This window comes from Mycobacterium sp. E2479, from assembly GCF_001667925.1.
In the GTDB taxonomy this organism is placed as follows: domain Bacteria; phylum Actinomycetota; class Actinomycetes; order Mycobacteriales; family Mycobacteriaceae; genus Mycobacterium.
The window spans coordinates 1-18,549 of sequence record NZ_LZJR01000121.1 but is presented as its reverse complement, the minus strand read 5'-3'; the positions used below and the strand labels follow the sequence as shown (position 1 = coordinate 18,549).

General features: G+C 68.3%; 16 protein-coding genes and 2 pseudogenes. 11 read left to right on the top strand and 7 right to left on the bottom strand.

From position 1 onward, the window contains the following. Nucleotides 1-25: 25 nt before the first annotated feature. Entirely contained in the window at nt 26-1,150 is a 1,125-nt protein-coding gene (locus A5686_RS17770) for a polyprenyl synthetase family protein (protein ID WP_067936966.1), read from the bottom strand. Between the two features lie 294 nt (nt 1,151-1,444). Here A5686_RS17770 and A5686_RS17765 point away from each other — a divergent pair, with 294 nt between their 5' ends. After that, complete coding sequence (locus A5686_RS17765) at nt 1,445-1,942, top strand: MarR family winged helix-turn-helix transcriptional regulator (protein WP_067936964.1); 498 nt, start codon at nt 1,445-1,447, stop codon at nt 1,940-1,942. 52 nt (nt 1,943-1,994) lie between these two features. On the opposite strand, the pseudogene A5686_RS17760 reads toward A5686_RS17765, so the two are convergent. Next, nucleotides 1,995-2,399: pseudogene (locus A5686_RS17760) on the bottom strand (STAS domain-containing protein); the annotation flags it as partial. Between the two features lie 414 nt (nt 2,400-2,813). On the opposite strand from A5686_RS17760, the gene A5686_RS17755 reads away from it, so the two are divergent. From A5686_RS17755 to A5686_RS28440, 3 genes and pseudogenes are all read left to right on the top strand, one after another. Continuing rightward, nucleotides 2,814-3,548, top strand: a complete 735-nt coding sequence (locus tag A5686_RS17755) for a hypothetical protein (protein WP_156750126.1) — start codon at nt 2,814-2,816, stop codon at nt 3,546-3,548. A gap of 76 nt (nt 3,549-3,624) precedes the next feature. Further along, nucleotides 3,625-4,305, top strand: a complete 681-nt coding sequence (locus A5686_RS17750; protein WP_067936960.1) for a phosphodiesterase — start codon at nt 3,625-3,627, stop codon at nt 4,303-4,305. A gap of 21 nt (nt 4,306-4,326) precedes the next feature. Further along, nucleotides 4,327-5,395 (top strand): annotated as a pseudogene (locus A5686_RS28440) (NAD-dependent epimerase/dehydratase family protein). A gap of 14 nt (nt 5,396-5,409) precedes the next feature. On the opposite strand, the gene A5686_RS17740 reads toward A5686_RS28440, so the two are convergent. The 4 genes from A5686_RS17740 to A5686_RS17725 are packed head-to-tail and all read right to left on the bottom strand — an operon-like array spanning nt 5,410 to nt 10,462. Continuing rightward, complete coding sequence (locus tag A5686_RS17740) at nt 5,410-6,765, bottom strand: TIGR01777 family oxidoreductase (protein WP_067936957.1); 1,356 nt, start codon at nt 6,763-6,765, stop codon at nt 5,410-5,412. A 16-nt stretch (nt 6,766-6,781) separates the two neighbouring features. After that, the gene (locus A5686_RS17735; protein WP_067937126.1) at nt 6,782-8,026 is read right to left on the bottom strand and encodes a glycosyltransferase family 4 protein; all 1,245 of its coding nucleotides are present in this window, start codon (nt 8,024-8,026) and stop codon (nt 6,782-6,784) included. A 13-nt stretch (nt 8,027-8,039) separates the two neighbouring features. Beyond that, a complete protein-coding gene (locus A5686_RS17730; RefSeq protein ID WP_067936954.1) occupies nt 8,040-9,632 on the bottom strand; it encodes a glycoside hydrolase family 57 protein in 1,593 nt (530 codons plus the stop codon). Next, a complete protein-coding gene (locus A5686_RS17725; RefSeq protein ID WP_067936952.1) occupies nt 9,629-10,462 on the bottom strand; it encodes a bifunctional 2-polyprenyl-6-hydroxyphenol methylase/3-demethylubiquinol 3-O-methyltransferase UbiG in 834 nt (277 codons plus the stop codon). The genes A5686_RS17730 and A5686_RS17725 overlap by 4 nt, the downstream gene beginning before the upstream one ends. A gap of 227 nt (nt 10,463-10,689) precedes the next feature. Between A5686_RS17725 and A5686_RS17720 the strand changes: the two genes are divergently transcribed. The 6 genes from A5686_RS17720 (at nt 10,690) to mnmA (ending at nt 16,763) form a co-directional block, all read left to right on the top strand. Then, a complete protein-coding gene (locus A5686_RS17720; protein WP_067936949.1) occupies nt 10,690-11,481 on the top strand; it encodes an electron transfer flavoprotein subunit beta/FixA family protein in 792 nt (263 codons plus the stop codon). 36 nt (nt 11,482-11,517) lie between these two features. Next, nucleotides 11,518-12,474 carry an electron transfer flavoprotein subunit alpha/FixB family protein gene (locus A5686_RS17715; protein WP_067936946.1) on the top strand — a complete coding sequence of 319 codons (957 nt, stop codon included), beginning with the start codon at nt 11,518-11,520 and terminating at the stop codon, nt 12,472-12,474. Between the two features lie 312 nt (nt 12,475-12,786). Continuing rightward, nucleotides 12,787-13,641, top strand: a complete 855-nt coding sequence (locus A5686_RS17710; RefSeq protein WP_067936944.1) for a GNAT family N-acetyltransferase — start codon at nt 12,787-12,789, stop codon at nt 13,639-13,641. Then, entirely contained in the window at nt 13,638-14,474 is an 837-nt protein-coding gene (locus A5686_RS17705; RefSeq protein WP_067936942.1) for a 1-acyl-sn-glycerol-3-phosphate acyltransferase, read from the top strand. The genes A5686_RS17710 and A5686_RS17705 overlap by 4 nt, the downstream gene beginning before the upstream one ends. A gap of 33 nt (nt 14,475-14,507) precedes the next feature. Beyond that, the gene (locus A5686_RS17700) at nt 14,508-15,686 is read left to right on the top strand and encodes a cysteine desulfurase family protein (RefSeq protein ID WP_067936939.1); all 1,179 of its coding nucleotides are present in this window, start codon (nt 14,508-14,510) and stop codon (nt 15,684-15,686) included. Beyond that, complete coding sequence (gene mnmA, locus A5686_RS17695) at nt 15,687-16,763, top strand: tRNA 2-thiouridine(34) synthase MnmA (RefSeq protein ID WP_067936937.1); 1,077 nt, start codon at nt 15,687-15,689, stop codon at nt 16,761-16,763. A gap of 7 nt (nt 16,764-16,770) precedes the next feature. Here the strand turns inward: mnmA and A5686_RS17690 are convergent, their stop codons facing one another. After that, nucleotides 16,771-17,415: a sensor domain-containing protein gene (locus A5686_RS17690; RefSeq protein ID WP_197520616.1), complete on the bottom strand. Its 645-nt coding sequence runs from the start codon at nt 17,413-17,415 to the stop codon at nt 16,771-16,773. 99 nt (nt 17,416-17,514) lie between these two features. Between A5686_RS17690 and A5686_RS17685 the strand changes: the two genes are divergently transcribed. After that, nucleotides 17,515-18,543: a methionine synthase gene (locus tag A5686_RS17685; protein ID WP_067937120.1), complete on the top strand. Its 1,029-nt coding sequence runs from the start codon at nt 17,515-17,517 to the stop codon at nt 18,541-18,543. Nucleotides 18,544-18,549: the final 6 nt, after the last annotated feature.

Below are 18,549 nucleotides of genomic sequence, written 5' to 3'. Positions count from 1 at the left end.
CAACAGGCTCCCTGGTCGGTGCTACTCATTCAACGCGATCCGTGCAGACGGCCGCCATTTCGGCCAACGCGGTGCGAACGGGCTCGCCGATCGGCAAGTCGCTGAGGTGGTCGCGTGCGGCAGCGACACGGTCGTCGATCATCTGCTCGATCAGCTGCACCGCTCCCGTCTCGACGATCAGCGCTTTCCACCGGTCGATCGCGTTGTCGTCGAGGTCTTCCCGATCCGCGAGCTCGACGAGTACACGGCGGGCCGGCGCATCGGCCAGTTGGTGGGCGGCCACCACCACGCTTGTCGCCTTGCGCTCGAGCAGGTCGCCGGCAGCGGGTTTGCCCGTTACAGCCGGCGAGCCGAAGACGCCGAGGACGTCGTCGCGAAGCTGGAACGCCTCGCCTATCGCCGCGCCGTAGCGGCCCAGCTGGGACAGCGTTCGATCGTCGCATTCGCCCATGGCCGCGCCGATTTCCAGCGGCCGGCGCACGGTGTAGTTGCCCGACTTGCGCCGTGCCACGTCGAGCACGACTTCCAGCCCCGGCGCCTGCCGCGCATCGTTCGTCAAGTCGGCGAATTGCCCGACGGCGAGCTCGGTGCGCATGGCGTCATAGCGTGGCCACGCGCGTTGGAGACGCCGGGGGTCGACGCCGCTCTCGCGCAGCATCTGTTCGGCCCAGATGAGGCAGAGGTCGCCCAGCAGAATGGCTGCCGATTCGCCGAATCGTTGCGACGGGCCCGACAGTCCGCGTTCGCGATGCCATCGGCCAAATTGCCGATGCGCCGACGGGCGGCCGCGCCGTTGGTCGGCACCATCCATGACGTCGTCTTGAAGCAATGCGAAGGCGTGCAGCAACTCGAAACTGGCCGCGGCCCGCAGGGCCGCATCGTCGGGCGGCGCGCCGCACAGCCAGCCCAGGTACACGAATGTCGACCGCAGGCATTTACCGCCACCGATGAACTGAGCCAGGATGTCGCCTGCGGCGTCGATGCGCACATCGTCTAGTTCGCCGGCACGCCGCTCGGCGACGAAATGCGCGACATCGCCCAAAATCATCCGCCGTACGTTCGACCGCCATGCGCCGAAGTCGTCGGCGCTGAGCCAACCGATCGCCACCGGCGGCGACGCAGTTGCGGGTGAAAAAGACAAAACCTTCATATGCCCAAGCGCTCCCTCCCCGACGGTTTGGCGTGCCCAGGCGCGCGGCCAAACACACGCGTCATACCCGCTGCTGAGGCGGGCAAAACACCAGCGCCGACCGCCAGGCGCGCCCTCGCGTCGTGGCTATGACGTACCACTTATTTCAATAAATTAAACATTAATTTACTGAAGGTAATCGTTATGCGCCATCGGGCGACGACCGGTGTTCCGAGGGGGGCGCCAGCGGCCACTGCTCGGAAAAACTTTAAGTATCTGAAATGTAACCCGCATCGGCGATATGCTCACAGCGTTATGGACGCTGACGCGCAGCGCTGGGGCCGCGATGAGCTGGAGTCGATGATAACGGCCGATCTGCGGGAGCTGTCGACCGAGTCCGATCAGATCGGTCGGGTGTTCGCGCTGGTTCATAACCTGCGGCCCAATGACTTTCGTGCCCTGCTTTACATCATGGTGGCGGAGATAGGCGGGCGGCCGATGACATCGAGCGACCTCAGTCAGCGGCTGGGACTGTCGGGTTCGGCGATCACCTATCTGGTTGACCGGCTCATCGGCGCCGGCCATATCCGTCGCGATAATCACCCTGCCGACCGCCGAAAGGTCGTGTTGCGCAACGATGAATCCGGTCTGGCCACCGCGCGGTCGTTTATCAGCCCGCTCGATGCGCACACCCGATTAGCCCTCGACGACCTACCCGATTCGGACCTGAGCGCCGCGCATCGGGTCTTCGCCGCGCTGATCACCGCGTTGCGCTGCTTCCAGGATGAACTGGGCGACAGGCCGAAACCCTAGGCGCCGCAGGGAACCGTCCGACCACTACGACGCGGCGCTGTGTGGGGACTCTGGACTGAGCCGGTTTCCGATGCGCCAGGTCCGACAGGAGCCGTCGTCTGGCGCGCAGGATGTCTTCGAGGTTCTGAAAGGCCTCGGGCACCGAACCGGCGACCTGCAACCCGTTGTGATGCACGATCCGCAACAGGGGACTAACCGCCGTGCCGCCGATCACGCCGCAGTACACCCGCGCCTTGCGGAGCTCGTCGTTGAGCAACAGCAGCGCACGAAAACCCTCCACGCTGATAAAGCGCAGATGACTGAGGTCGAGCACCAAGGGGGTCTTGAGCCGGGCGAAGTTTCGGATCGCCGCAGTGAGGTCCGTCGCGTTGGAGGCGTCGATCTCGCCGTCGACGCGCAGGACCGTCCCGAGACTGCGCGCATAGACGAACAGGTGTGCTCGGCTGAAATCAGCCATGTACCGGCAGCGGGTGGGGAGGTGTTGATCCGCCGAATTTGCGGAGCGAATAGCGGCCATGAGAGCGCCTATCGACGTTCGTGAGGCGGGAGTGAAACAGTGTTTTGCGCACCGCTCCCGTTGGAGACGCAGCTGTGAACTCAACCTGTTAGCAGCCTACCGCCGAGGTGAGCGCTGAGATATCGGTTCGCCGAAACACCCAGGCGTGCGCAGCCGACACGACGCGAGCCAGATCCCTGCCTTCCAGCGCAGCTCGAGGCGGCGGGCCCGCGCAGTTCGTTTCCCGGCCTTTTGGCAAACCGCTCACGTTCGCTTTCCGACCGGATTCAAGGCCGTTTGGCCCGGTAGACCGCGGGTATACGCGTGTCGAGTAAGACACGCGATGGACCCCGGACGTGAGGGGTGATGCGTCCTATGGCAGAGCCCAGCTGCCGGCTGCGCCGGTTTGCGATCGCATCCGCGCTCACGGCGATGCTTTTTGCCGCACCGGGTCCGGCGGCTGCCGATCCGGGCAGCACCGTTTACCCCGGAATGGAGATCCACCAGGGCAGCACGGTCTGCATGGTGGGATTGGTCGAGCCGCGGTTGCGGGTCGCGTTGACCAGTGGCCAATGCGACGGAGGGCAGTCGGTAGTCACCGATCGCGACCGCAAGCCGATCGGCAACGTGGTCCTCGGCCGCCGCCAGGACGACGCAGACTCCACAGCGGAGGTGTCGATGCTGCCCGTGGAGTACGAAGTCATTGCGATCGCGCCCGATGTGACGGCCAGCGATGTGCTTCCGACGGGACGCCGTTTGGGATCCGCGCCCGGTATGCGCGCGCAACCCGGAATGCCCGTATGCCAGCTGCGCAGCGCCACCGGCCAACTCTGCAGCTCGGTCGGCTGGGTCGGCAACGGCCGCTTCGCCATCACCGACATGGTCTCCGACAGCCGGGACTACGGCGGTCCGGTCTACACCCTGACCGACGAACACAACGCCTTGATCGTGGGATTGGTCGAGGGCATCTGGAAGTCCTCGCCCCAGATCGAGTCTTGGCAGGCGGTCATGGCGCAGGTCTACATCGACAGCCACACCTACCACCCGCAACAACAGCCGCCCGCACTGCGAATGATCAGCCGGCACACAAGCGCTTCCGTGTCGCCGTGACTTCCCCCCACCAGCGCTGGCGCGGCGGTGTTGAACGGCATGGTTTCTCCCGCCGAAGAATGGGAATCCGCCGCCGGTGAACGTTTTCGATCTTGTGGCGTTGCCGTTTCGCTTGGGCTCCGCGATCCGGGGTAAGCGGTTCTTCCACCCGATCGGGGTGCTCGCCGAGGGCTTCATCGAGCGCGTTGCCCCTGTGGCCCAAGGATTGCCGATCGCGTCGTCGGAGATTGTTGCGCGCGTGTCCAAGGCCAGCGGCACGCCAGCGGCGCTGCCCGACTTCATCGGGTTGGCCTTCCGGCTGCCCGCGCCGCCGCCCTCCGAGAAGCCGTGGGACATCCTGCTCGTCTCGTCCGGGTCGGGGGTGTTGTCACGGGTGGTGGCGCTGCGGCCGGCCACGTCGTGGAACGGTCAGACGCTGACCACGCTGATGCCGTTGCACTATCAGGACCACAACTGGTGGCTTCGGGCTCGCACCTCCAGCGAGATCGGCGGCATGGGCTTGTCCCTGGACAGCGTCCGGTCCAAGCTCGAGCGCAACAACATCGAGGTGACCCTCGACCAAGCTTGCGGCAGAGCCGATTTCACACCCTTGGCCCGCATCACGCTCACCACCGCCATCGATCCCGACGGCGACCGGGACGTGTCGTTCGACCCCGTCCTCAACACGGCGCCCGGCTTGAGCCTGCACCCCCGGTGGCTCGCGGACCTGCGCGCCCGCGCCTATCAGCACAGCCGCGACGGCAGAGACGCCGAATAGTAGCTGCTCGTGCTGGGGAGGTTGCCGGCGTCCAAGCGGATCGTCATCACCGGGGCAGTGGCAACGTCGGCACCGCACTGCTGCGACGTGTCGCCGAAGGCGGAAACTGATTACGAGATCGTCGGCGTCACCCGTAGACGCCCGCCGCCGGACGGCGTGTACCGATCCGTCCAATGGCATCAGCTGGACCTCGCGGATCCGGGCGCCTCAACGTTTTTCGCGGCGCGCAGTGTGTGATCCATCTGGCGTGGGGTTTCCAGCCCACCGCTAACCGGCGATATCTGGATGCGGTCGCCGTCGATGGCAGCGCGGCGGTGCTCAGCGCGGCGCATAACGCCAAAGTGCCTCAGCTGGTGCACATGTCGTCGGCGGGCACCTACGCGGCCGGGCGGTACGCGGAGCAGGTGGACGAGTCCTGGTCGACCGCCGGCATCAGATCATCGGCATACAGCCGGGCGAAATCCACGGTGGAACACATGCTCGACGACTACGAACGCCACAATCCCGATGGCGTGGGCATTACCCGGATGCGGCCCGGCTTCATGCAGCGCGACGCCGCGCCCGGCCTGCGGCGCTCACCCTGCCCGTGTACCTGGATCCGCAATGGCTGCGCTGGCTGCCCGTGCTCCCGCTGGACCGCTCGTTATGTGTGTCCATCGTGCACGCCGACGATGTCGCCGACGCCTGTGTGAAAGCTGGCGAGCGTTGTGCGCTGGGCCCGTTCAACCTCGCCGCCCAGCCGCCGGTGTCCCGTGACGACATCGCAAAGGCATTGCGGGCACACCCGGTTCATGTGCCCTCTGCCGTGCTCGGGTTGGCTGTGGAGGCATCGTGGCGGGCGAGACTGCAGCCCATCGACCGGGGCTGGCTCGATATGGCGTTTTCGTTGCCGCTGCTCGACCCAAGCCGCGCGCGCGACGTGCTCGGCTGGTCGCCACGGTGGGAATCGGTGGCGGCCCTGCGCGACCTCATTGACGGGTTCCTTCATGTCTCCGGGACGCCGAGTCCGGTGCTGCATTCCCGGTCGTTGGTCCAAGCGATCACCCGTGATGTCAGCGACGGGCCGCTTACCACGCGACCCGTGCCCTGAAAGTCCTGCCGGAGTCAGCCGGCGCGCCCCAACAGGTGACGCAACGCCCGATCCAGATCCGGTTGTCGAAACCGATGCCCGGCAGCGGCGAGTTTGGCCGGCGCCACTCGCTGGCTCGCGCACGCCAGCTCGCGGGCGCCCTGCCCGCCCAGGAGCAGCCGCGGACCCAGCGAGGGCACGGGCAACACCGCCGGCCGGTGCAACACCGCCGCCAGGGCGGCGGTGTATTCGCTGTTGCGAACGGGTTGCGGTGCAACGGCATTCACCGGCCCAGACAACGTGGAGTCCCACAGTGCGCGGTGGTAGACGTCCACCAGATCGTCGATCCCGATCCAGGACAGCCATTGTCGGCCGTCACCAAGACGGCCACCCAGCCCGGCGCTGAACAGCGGACGCATCAGTTTCAAAGTGCCGCCGGCGGGCGATTGCACAATGCCGGTGCGCACCGGCACCACCCGCATCCCCGCCTGCTGGGCGGGCGTGGTCGCCTCCTCCCAGTCGGTCACCACCTCGGCCAGAAACCCGTCGCCGCGACCGCTGTCCTCGGTGAGAGTTTCATCGCCCCGGTCGTATCCGTAGAAGCCGATGGCCGACGCCGAGATCAGCACGCCGGGGCGACGCTCGCTGCGGCCCAGTAGTTCGGCCAGCCGCCGCGTGGGCCCAATCCTGCTGTCCCGGATGGCCTGCCGGTGTCTCTCGGTGAAACGACCGGCGATCGAGGCGCCCGCGAGATGGATCACCGCGTCAATCCCGTCGAACAGCCTCGGGTCGGGATCGTCGGGGTTCCATTGTCGCTCATCGTCGTCGCGTGCGACGTGTCGGACCAGCCGGATCACCCGATGCCCACCGGTGCGCAGGAAAGCGGTCAATGCCGAACCGACCAATCCCGACGATCCGGTGACGGCGATCGTCATCGGCCGCAGTCCGTTCTCGGCGGCCAGCCGGTGGGCCGCCAAGTCGTCGGCGAGCTGGCGGTGCCGGTAGACGAACATGGGCCGCAGCAGCCGGCCGGGCACTGGAGTCTCGACCCTGTCGATCACCCTGGTGCGGTTGCCCCCGAGGTCTTCGAATTCGTGAACGTGGCGCCAGCGCACCGCGATTCGCATCGGGAGCGCGGCCAGGCCGTCGCCGCCGACGGTGTCGACGAAACGCCGCGGCGGGTCATATCCGTCGGGCTGATGGACGGCGACCCAGCGCAGGCCCCCGGGCAGCGCCAGCGTGGCTCGCCCGTCCTCGAGTGAGGCGGCCTCGGTGACCAGCCGCATCGGCTGCCACGGCGGCGAAAGCCGGGCGAACGCCCCAGGCCTTGCGTACCAATCGAAAACGTCGCTGATGGGAGCGTCCACGACGCTCGAATAGTCCAGGCCCATGCCTGAACGTTAGCGCCTACCGGTTCGGCAAGGCGTGTTCGGCGATGGGCAGCCGCGCGTGCGGCTGGCGCACGCCACGCTTGGCCGACAGGTAAACCTGCGCGGTCTTGTCGGCCACCGTGCGCCAATCGAAATCGGATGTGAGTCGTTCGCGGGCGGCGTGGGCGCGCCGCTGCGCGGCCTGCGGGTCGTCGAGCACGGAGCGCACCGCGGCGGCCAGCCGGGCCACGTCGCGAGGCGGGCACGACACGCCGGTCTGACCATCGATCACCGCTTCGCCCAGGCCACCGATGTCAGAGGTCACCAGTGGAGTGCCCGCCGCCGCCGCCTCCAGCGCCACGATCCCGAACGGCTCATAGTGACTGGGCAGCACCGCGGCGTCGGCGCGATGCAGGACGGCCAGCAGCTCGGCATGTTCGAGGTGCCCAGAAAACCGAATCGCCTTGAGTACCCGGTGTTTACGAGCCTGCTCGATGAGCCAGCCCTGCTGGGTCCCCTCACCGGCGATGGTCAGTGTGGTGCCGGGGTGGCTGCGCCTGATCCGTGGCAGCGCGGCGATGAGGTCATGCACACCCTTCTCGTACTCGAGCCGACCCAGGTAGAGCAGCTCCGCCGGTCCGGTGCGCGGCCGGCGCGCCGCAAACGGCCACCGTGCCGTCTCGATGCCGTTGCAGATCACCGTGATCTCGGCCAGGCCGGGACCGAACAGCTCGGTGATCTCGTCGGCCATCGACGCCGAACACGTGATCAGCGAGTCGGATTCACGCACCAACCACGATTCGACCGCGTGCACCTGACGGCTGATCGCACCGGTGACCCAGCCGGAATGACGACCGGCTTCGGTGGCGTGGATCGTGGAAACCAGTGGCGCATCGTAAAATTGGGCGAGCGCGATCGCCGGGTGGGCCACCAGCCAGTCGTGGGCGTGCACGACGTCGGGCCGCCAGGCGCGGTTGGTGCCCGGCTTCGTCAGCGGCAGACCGGCGCGAACCATGGAGTGGCCCATCGCGAGCGTCCACGCCATCATGTCGGTGCCGAAGGCGAATTCGTGCGGGTCCTGAGCGGCCGCGATTACCCGAACGCCCTCGCTGATGTGGTCGGTGGACGGATGACTGCGTGGATCGGTTCCACTGGGACGCCGCGACAGCACGACGACGTCGTGACCGGCGGCGGCCAGCGCGGTCGACAGATGATGCACGTGCCGGCCGAGCCCGCCGATCACCACGGGCGGATATTCCCACGACACCATCAGGATTTTCACGCCGCGGCCCGCCTCATCGGGGCAACCTGCGGGCATCGAGGGCGCCGAACAGCCCGTCGGCGCGGTTCCAGCCCTCCGCCAGGCGCTGCGCGGTGTCGCGCCGCCCCGATGCCAGCGCATCGGCGATTTCGCGGGTGGCGTGGGCGTGCAGGTGGGCGCGGTAGCGGGCGTAGTCGGCGGCCGAATCCTTGCTGACCATGAATGGCCAGTCGCTGGAGACGGTGAGCAGCGTTTCGCGCAGGATCTGATCGGCGACGTGATCGCGTGGAGTGGGCCCGTCCAGGGACGCGGTCTGGGACAGCGCCTTGTCGACGGTGCTCAGCGCCATGTCGACCACTTCGCTGTTCAGCGCGACCAGATCGGCGACCTGATCGCCGGCCCACACCTGCCAGTCCTTTCCCGAACCCCACGAGCTGGGCGGCAGGGCTACCGCGTTCCCGACGAAACCGTCGGCGAGGGCGTCGTTCAGCGTGCCCACCCGGACGCCGGCCTCCGGCAGGGTCCGCAGCACCCGCTCCAGCCACGTCGGACCCTCGTACCACCAGTGGCCGAACAGCTCGGTGTCGAACGCGGCGACCACATGCGCCGGACGCCCGATGCGGTCGGACTCCGAGAGTAGGCGGTTGCGAACCACGTCGACGAAGTCGGCGACGTGGGTATCGACCGCGTGGTCGGCGCGCTCGGGATCGTAAGGCGCCTTGTCCTGCGAGGACACGTTGCGGCCCGTCACCCTGGCCGGCTTGAGGCCGGTGAGGTGGTCATAGGTATGGAAGTCGCGATATGCGGCGTGCCCGGGGTAGCCGGATTTCGGTGACCACACCCGGTAGCTGACCTGGAGATCACGCCCGAACGCGACCACATCGGTGTCGCCGACCGGCCGGCCCAGGGCCGTGTCGCCGTGTAGGGAGGGGCCGTCGACCATGAAATGGGTGATGCCGGCGGCGGAATAGTCGTGCTCCAGGCCGGGCGCGTAGGCGCATTCGGGCGCCCAGATCCCGCCGGGGCTTTGCCCTTGTCGCGCCCCTAGGCGCATTTGCGCGTCGGCCAGACCCTCGCGCAGTGCGAACTCACGCAGTCGCGGCGCCAGCAGCGGTTGAAACGGATGCGCCAGCGGGCCGCCGAGCAGCTCTAACGCGCCGGCGTCGAGCAGGCTGCGCAGCAGCGGGCTGCCCCCGTGCCGCCACAGGGTGGCGAAGTCGTCCAGTCTCCGCTGCGCTTCGGCCGATTCACGAATCCCTAAGGCGCGCAATGCTTCCGGTGTGCATGCCTGGTAGCCGACCGACTTCGAGCGGGGAACGGACCGCACGCTGGTGGCCTCCAGGGCACGCAGCTGCCAGTTGGCCAGCCAATGGTGCATGCCGTCCAGGCAGTACGGGTCGTCGAGCTGCGCGTTCACCACGGGCGTGACGCCCAGCGTGATCACGCCCCGCCGGTCTTCGCCGGCCAATGTATTCAGCACCCGCATCAGCGGCAGGTAGGCCGCCGCCCAGGATTGATATAGCCATTCCTCGCCGACCGGCCAGCGGCCGTGGTGGGCGAGCCAGGGCAGGTGGGTGTGCAAAACCAGGGTGAAGAGGCCGGGAACCCGGTTCTGCGGCGTGCTCACGGGGCTACCGCGATCGCGATCAGGTCGAGGCTGTCGTCGATGTGGTGGCCGGTGGCCGCGCCTGCGTCGGCCTCGAGGAGGTCGAAGTCCCCGGTGGTGACCGTGGCGACGTCGGCAGCCAGCTCGGGCGGCCACGGTACCCCCTGGTCAGCGGCCATTGCCTGCCGGATCTGCGCGTCGATGATCGAGCCGCCGTGCCGGGCATCCAGCTCGCGAAGCCGCGGGCCGTGGAACAGGCCGCTGATCGACACGTCGGCGAAGCCGCCGTCGATGAGCAGCTGGGTCAGTTCGGCGGCGTTGAGTTCGCGGGTGTGAAAGGGGTTGACCGGGGTGTCGCGACCGGGGGAGAAGGTGATCCGGTTGGGGGTGGACATCAGCAGCAGGCCCGACGGCCGCAGCACCCGGACGCACTCGATGACGAACTGTGTTTGGTCCCACAGGTGTTCGATCACCTGGAAGTTGACCACAATATCGACCGACGCATCGGGCAGCGGTAGCTGCGCAAGGTTCGCCCGCATGACGTCCACTCGGGGGTAGCGGTTCCGGACATGGGCCACCGCGGCCTCGTCGTAATCGACTGCGATGACGCGGCGGGCGACCCCGGCGATCAGGTCGGCGCCGTAGCCCTCGCCGCAGCCGGCCTCGAGCACGTCGGCGTCCGCGCAGCGCTCGGCAAGGCGCTGGTAGACGACCTCGTGGCGGCGAAACCAGTAGTTCTCGATGTCCAAACCCGGGATGGTGCGCTCACCCGTCAGCATCATCACGGCGTCACCCGCCGACGCGGTGTCGCCGGCGGTGTGCTGCGGGACGTCAGGCACGAGTGCGCTCATTGCATAGGCAGGCTAACGCGAAGTGTCGGATTCGCGAACCGGGGAAGTGGACCCCCGCTCGCGAAGCGGCGGACGGGCTGCAGGAACGTGCACTACGACCAGCTATGGTGTGAATGCATACCGCACAAAGTTACCGGGTAGTAACACGGCCGTGCGTTGCGAAAACGCGTACCGAGGTTTCGTAGTCGATTGCTGCGAGCCCCCTTCTAGGAGGACGAACCACACTCATGACGAACATCGTGGTCCTGATCAAGCAGGTCCCAGATACCTGGTCGGAGCGCAAGCTATCTGACGGCGATTACACATTGGACCGTGAGGCCGCCGACGCGGTGCTGGATGAGATCAACGAGCGCGCGGTGGAAGAGGCGCTGCAGATCCGCGAACGCGAGGGCGGCGAAGGCGCGGTGACCGTGCTGACCGCGGGTCCCGAGCGCGCCACCGAGGCGATCCGCAAGGCGCTGTCGATGGGCGCCGACAAGGCCGTCCATCTCAAGGACGACGGCATGCACGGTTCGGATGTCGTGCAGACCGGATGGGCCTTGGCCCGTGCGCTGGGCACCATCGAGGGCACCGAGCTGGTCATCGCCGGTAATGAGGCCACCGACGGGACCGGTGGCGCGGTGCCGGCCGTCATCGCCGAGTACCTGGGCCTGCCCCAGCTCACCCATGTGCGCAAGCTCTCCATCGAGGGCGACAAGGTCACCGGCGAGCGGGAGACCGACGAGGGCGTGTTCACCCTCGAGGCCACCCTGCCCGCGGTGGTCAGCGTCACCGAGAAGATCAACGAGCCGCGCTTCCCCTCCTTCAAGGGCATCATGGCCGCCAAGAAAAAAGAGGTTACCGTGCTGACCCTCGCCGATATCGGGGTCGAGAGCGACGAGGTCGGGCTGGAAAACGCCGGTTCCACCGTGCTGTCGTCGACGCCCAAGCCGCCGAAGACCGCGGGTGAGAAGGTCACCGACGAGGGCGAGGGCGGCAACGAGATCGCCAAGTACCTGGTCGCCCAGAAGATCATCTGACCCGAGTCCCCCAAGACGAGAAGAGCGAAATAACCCATGGCTGAAGTACTTGTGCTCGTCGAGCACGCAGAAGGTGCGCTGAAGAAGGTCACCTCCGAACTGATCACCGCCGCCCGCGCGCTGGGCGAGCCCGCCGCCGTCGTGGTGGGCGCTCCCGGGACCGCCGCGCCCTTGGTCGACGGGCTCAAGGAGGCCGGCGCCGCCAAGATCTACATCGCCGAGTCCGACGACGTCGAGAAATACCTGATCACCCCGTTCGTCGACGTGCTGGCCTCGCTCGCCGAGTCCAACTCGCCCGCCGCGGTGATCCTGTCCGCCAACGCCGACGGCAAGGAGATCGCCGGACGGCTCGCGGCCCGCATCGGTTCCGGCCTGCTGGTCGACGTGGTCGACGTCAAGGAAGGCAACAAGGCGACCTATTCCATCTTCGGTGGCGCGTTCACCGTGGAGGCGCAGGCCAACGGGGACACCCCGGTGATCACCGTGCGCGCCGGCGCCGTCGACGCCGAGCCGCAGGCCGGTGCCGGCGAAGAGGTCAAGGTCGAGGTTCCGGCCCAGGCCGAGAACGCCACCAAGATCACCGCCCGCGAGCCTGCCGTCGCCGGTGACCGTCCGGAACTGACCGAGGCCACCATCGTCGTCTCCGGTGGTCGCGGTGTGGGCAGCGCAGAGAACTTCAGCGTCGTCGAGGAGCTGGCCGATTCGCTGGGTGCGGCCGTCGGCGCGTCGCGCGCCGCCGTCGACTCCGGCTACTACCCGGGCCAGTTCCAGGTGGGCCAGACCGGTAAGACCGTCTCGCCGCAGCTCTACATCGCGCTGGGCATCTCGGGTGCGATCCAGCACCGCGCGGGCATGCAGACGTCCAAGACGATCATCGCGGTCAACAAGGATGAAGAGGCGCCGATCTTCGAGATCGCCGACTACGGCGTGGTGGGCGACCTGTTCAAGGTCGCCCCGCAGCTGACCGAGGCGATCAAGGCACGCAAGGGCTGAGTCTGTCGGCCGCGAAGGCCCCCGGCACCGCGGTGCCGGGGGCTTTTGCATTCCGGCACGGCACGCACCGCGTCTCGACCACTGAATCGAATTCCGAATCCGCCGGTGCCGGTTCTAGCGGTTTCGAAGTCCGACAACGGTTCTCGGGACCGGCCGCCGACATCCATCCCCACCATCCCCGCTGCGTATCCGCCGACGGCGTTCCGGCACCGGACGCAGCTCACTTTTCGCGACAGTTCTTTCATCTCACGTGCACCGACACGTCATAGCCGCGATGCCGACTAGCTCATCAACTACGCCACGTTGGGGTTCATGAGCATTGCTTCTGTCCTCATACCCAGCGAGAAGACCACCGGTACGGCCACCAGCTCGTCGGCCGCACCCCGCTACTCCCTGTTGCTGTCCACCGACGCCGTCATGATCGAGGCTGCGCAGCGACTCCGGTATGACGTGTTCACCAGCACGCCGGGCTTCACCCTGCCGGCGGCCCACGCGGATAGACGGGACGTCGACAGGTTCGACGAGTTTTGCGACCACCTCATGGTCCGCGACGACGACACCGGTGAGCTGGTCGGTTGCTACCGCATGCTGGCGCCGGCGGGGGCCATCGCGGCCGGCGGGCTCTACACCGCCACCGAGTTCGACATCCGTGCGCTCGATCCGCTGCGGCCGTCACTGGTGGAGATGGGACGCGCGGCGGTGCGCGAAGGGCATCGCAACGGCGGCGTCGTGCTGCTGATGTGGGCGGGCATCCTGGCCTACCTGGACCGTTACGGCTATGACCACGTGACCGGGTGCGTGTCGGTGCCCATCGGCGGCGAATCCGACGAGCCTGCAGGCACTCAACTGCGCGGCGTCCGAGACTTCATGCTCGGCCGGCATGGCGCACCGCCGGAATGCCGGGTCTACCCGCACCGCCCGGTGGTGATCGACGGGAGGGCGATCGGCGACATCGCCCCGCCCGCGCGGCCCTCGGTGCCGGCGCTGATGCGCGGTTACCTGCGCCTGGGCGCGCAGGTGTGCGGCGAACCCGCGCACGACCCGGAGTTCGGCGTCGGCGATTTCTGCGTCCTGCTGGGCAAAGCGCACGCCGATACCCGATATCTGAAGCGACTCCGATCGGTAGCCGCCGCTTCGGAGATGCGAACGGCGGGCGGCCGGCGATGAACGGCGCCGCGCACTCCTGGCTGCCGCGCGCATCGTGCGACGCAGGTTGTGTGGGAGCGGGCGAGGCGGTGACGCCGCGGCCGCTGCGCGGGGCGCTGCGGGTGACCCTTCGCCTTTCGCTGGCCCTGCTGCTGGCCCCGGGGCTGCCGCTGCTGGCCGTGCCGCTGCCGGGCCGCACCCGCGTGCAACGCATCTATTGCAGGTTGGTGCTGCGCTGCCTGGGTGTTCGAATCACCGTGACGGGCAACCCGATTCGTAACCTCCGCGGGGTGCTGGTAGTGAGCCCGCACATGTCCTGGGTCGACGTCTTCGCTATCGGATCGGTGCTGCCCGGATCGTTCGTGGCGCGCGCCGACATGTTCACCGGCCGGGCCACCGCGGTCGTGGCCCGCTTCCTGAAAATCATCCCGATCGAGCGGTCCAGTCTGCGGCGCCTGCCCGGCGTCGTGGATGCCGTCGCCCACCGGCTGCGATCCGGACAGACGGTGGTCGCGTTCCCGGAGGGCACCACCTGGTGTGGTCGGGACCGCGGCGCCTTCTACCCGGCGATGTTTCAGGCGGCCATCGACGCCGGCCGTCCGGTGCAGCCGCTGCGGCTGACCTACCACGATGTCGATGGCAGCCCGTCTACGGTCCCGGCCTTCGTCGGCGACGAGACCCTGCTGAGCTCGATCCGCCGCATGCTCGTCGTGTCGCGCACGCTGGCGCGCGTGCATGTCGGGTCTCTGCAGCTCCCCGGGACGGACCGGCGCGCCCTGGCCGGCCGGTGCCAATCCGCGGTGGGCGTTAAAACCCCGCGGCGTGCTGGTCACGGGCACGTGCTGGTGGCCTGAGCCAACCGGCAGGCCGGTATCGTGGGTCGCGTCATGGTCTACCTGGATCACGCCGCCACCACCCCGATGCACCCCGCAGCCGTCGAGGCGATGACGGCTGTGCTCGGCACGGTCGGCAACGCCTCGTCGCTACACACCAGCGGCCGCGCGGCGCGGCGCCGCATCGAGGAATCCCGTGAGTTGATCGCAGACAGGCTCGGCGCGCGCCCCTCGGAGGTGATCTTCACCGCCGGCGGCACCGAGAGCGACAACCTGGCCGTCAAGGGCATCTACTGGGCTCGCCGCGACGCCGAGCCCCGGCAGCGGCGCATCGTCACCAGTGAGGTGGAACATCACGCCGTGCTGGACTCGGTGCACTGGCTCGTCGAACACGAGGGCGCCGAGGTCACCTGGCTTCCGACCGCCGCCGACGGCTCGGTGTCGCCCGCGGCGCTGCGCGAGGTCCTGCAGACCCACGACGACGTGGCGCTGGTCTCGGTGATGTGGGCCAACAATGAGGTCGGAACGGTCATGCCGGCTGCCGAACTCGCTGGCGTCGCAGCCGAATTCGGTGTTCCGATGCACAGCGACGCCGTGCAGGCGGTTGGGCAGTTGCCGGTCGATTTCGCCGCTAGCGGATTGGCGGCGATGAGCGTGACCGCGCACAAGTTCGGCGGACCGCCGGCCGTTGGTGCGCTGCTGCTGCGTCGCGAGGTCGCGTGCGTGCCGCTGGCACACGGAGGTGGCCAGGAGCGTGACATCCGTTCGGGCACAGCCGATGTCGCAGGCGCGGTCGGAATGGCCGCGGCGGCCCGGATTTCGGTCGACGGGCTCGAGGTCAACAGCGCTCGGCTGCGGGCTCTGCGCGACCGGCTGGTCGACGGCGTACTGGGCGGCATCGAGGATGTCAGTCTCAACGGTGCCCGCGATTCCCTGCGCCTTCCGGGCAACGCGCATTTCACGTTTCGCGGCTGCGAGGGCGATGCGCTGTTGATGCTGTTGGACGCGAACGGAATCGAGTGCTCGACCGGGTCGGCGTGCACCGCCGGTGTCGCGCAGCCCTCGCACGTGCTGATCGCGATGGGCGCCGACGCCACCAGCGCTCGCGGCTCTTTGCGACTCTCGTTGGGACACACCAGTGTTGACGCTGACGTCGATGCAGTATTGCGGGTACTGCCCGGGGCGGTGGATCGGGCCCGTCGCGCCGCATTGGCCGGCGCGGGGGCTTCCTAAGTGAAAGTGCTTGCCGCCATGAGCGGTGGCGTCGACTCGTCGGTCGCCGCCGCGCGGATGGTCGACGCCGGACACGACGTGGTCGGCGTGCACTTGGCGCTGTCCAGCGCGCCAGGCACGCTGCGCACCGGCTCGCGCGGGTGCTGCTCGAAGGAAGACGCGTCCGACGCGCGCCGGGTCGCTGATGTGCTCGGAATTCCGTTTTATGTGTGGGATTTCGCGGAGCGGTTCAAGTCGGACGTGATCGACGAATTCGTGTCGTCTTATGCGCGCGGCGAGACGCCCAACCCGTGCGTGGTGTGCAATCAGAAGATCAAGTTCTCCGCGCTGTCGGCGAAGGCCGTCGCACTCGGGTTCGACACGGTGGCCACCGGCCACTACGCCCGGCTCCGCGACGGTCGGCTGCGTCGCGCCGTCGATCACGACAAGGACCAGTCCTATGTACTGGCCGTCCTGAGCGCCGAGCAGTTGCGCCACGCGACGTTCCCGATCGGGGACACCCCAAAGCCGCAGATCCGCGCCGAGGCCGCCCGGCGCGGTCTGACGGTTGCCGAAAAGCCGGACAGTCATGACATCTGCTTCATCCCCTCGGGCAACACCCGCGCCTTTCTGGGCGAGCGCATCGGGGTGCGCCGCGGGGCGGTGGTCAATGCCGACGGCACGGTGCTCGCCGAGCACGACGGCGTGCACGGTTTCACCGTCGGTCAGCGCAAGGGGCTCGGCATCGCCGGGCCGGGGCCCGACGGCCGCCCCCGTTACGTAACCTCCATCGACGCGGAGACCGGCACCGTGCGGGTGGGCGAGGCGGCGGATCTCGAGATACGCGAAATCGTGGGCCGGAAACCGATTTTCACCTCGGGCGTCACCCCGGCCGGCCCGGTGGAGTGCGCGGTCCAGGTGCGCGCGCACGGCGAAACAACCGACGCGATAGCCGAACTGGTCGACGGCGACCTCGTCGTTCGGTTGCGCGCGCCGATGCGCGGGGTGGCCCGGGGCCAGACGCTGGTGCTGTATCGGCCCGATCCCGACGGTGACGAGGTGCTCGGCAGCGCCACCATCGCCGGCACCACCCGCTGAATAGGGGCTACCGCGGCATGTTCGCGGAGATGTTCGTCATCACAATGTCGGACACCGATTGCGCGAAGCCGCAGAAAGTCACCTCCAGCATGGCCACCGACACAATCCGGTAGTCGCGGCCGCAGCCCCCGGGCCGCAGGTGCAGGGAGGTGGCGTCGGCGTTCCAGTCACCGACGTAGAGCTGCCCGCTCGAGCCGTTCGCGCAGTCGCCCACCGTGCTCACCAGGGCGCCGAACACGCGACGGGCGGTGTCGGCATCGCGATAGGCCGCGGCGCCTTCGGAGATCAATGCGCCATCGGGCGGGTCCTGAAACGTCGTCTTGTGGAACGCCTCGAGATCGCGCCCGAACGTTGCCGTCTCGGCGTAGATGAACCGGCACTCGCGCGGCGCGGAATCGACCAGCGCGTCGATGTCCACCGGGCTGGTCCCGTCCATCGAGGGGATGATGGTCAGATGCTCACCGGCGCCGGTGATCGCGCGCATTCGCGACTGGTCCAGCAGAATCGTGTCGACGTCGACACCCTGCACCACTCTGCGGCCGGCACCGGAGCCCGCCACGGCCGCACCGTCCACCACCCGAGTGCACGACGCCACCAGCGCCACCACCGCGCACAACAGCGGTAGCCAAACTGATTTCGCCTTCTGCGACACGTTTTCGCACCCCTTTTGGTGTTGAACCTACCCGCGCCGCCCGGCGGCACACAGACCCTGCCGACCGGCGCGTGGCGTGGCGTCGAATACGGTTGCCCGGTGAGTCTTTTCACCCATCCCTTTGCCACCGCCAGCGGCGTCGGATCGTGGCCCGGCATCGCCGCGCGCCAAGCCGCCGAAGTCGTGGTGGGTGAACTCGCGGGCGCGCTGGTGCACATCGTCGAGCTGCCCGCCCGCGGAGTGGGTGCCGACATGCTCGGGCGCGCCGGTGCGCTGCTGGTCGACGTGGCCATCGATACCGCGCCCCGCGGCTACCGGCTTGCCGCCCGGCCCGGGGCGGTCACCCGCCGAGCCATCAGCCTGCTCGACGAGGACATGGACGCGCTCGAAGAGGCCTGGGAAGCCGCCGGCCTTCGCAACGATGGTCGGGTGGTAAAGGTGCAGGCTCCGGGCCCGATCACCCTGGCGGCCGAGGTCGAGCTGGCCAACGGCCACCGGGCGATCACCGACCCCGGAGCGCTGCGCGACCTGGCGGCGTCGCTGGCCGAGGGCGTGGCGACGCATCGCGCGAGACTGGCCGGCCGGCTCGAGGCGGAGGTGGTGGTGCAGTTCGATGAGCCGTCGCTGCCCAAAGCCCTGGGCGGCGGGCTGAGCGGGGTGACCGCGCTGAGCCCCGTGGCGCCAGTCGACGAAGAGGTGGCCGCCGGGCTGCTGGACACCTGCGCCCGGACGGCGGGCGGTGCGGTGCTGCTGCACTGCTGTGCTCCCGACCTCCCATGGAACCTTTTGCAGCGCAGTGCCTTTCACGCCGTATCCGTTGATGTCGGCGCGCTGAACGCCGCCGACCTGGACGGTGTTGCCGAGTTCGTGGAGTCCGGCCGCACCGTCGCGCTGGGGGTGGTCGCTGGCGACGCCCCGCCGCGTCGCCCGTCGGTGCGAGAGGTGGCGGCCGCGGTGGTCGCGGTGACCGATCGTCTCGGCTTCGCCCGCTCGGCGCTGCGCGACCGCATCGGCGTCACGCCCGCGTGTGGCCTGGCCGGCGCGACCCCGGAGTGGGCGCGCAGCGCGATCGAGCTAGCGCGCAAGGCCGCCGAGATGTTCGCCGAGGATCCGGACGCCATCGAATAGGCAACC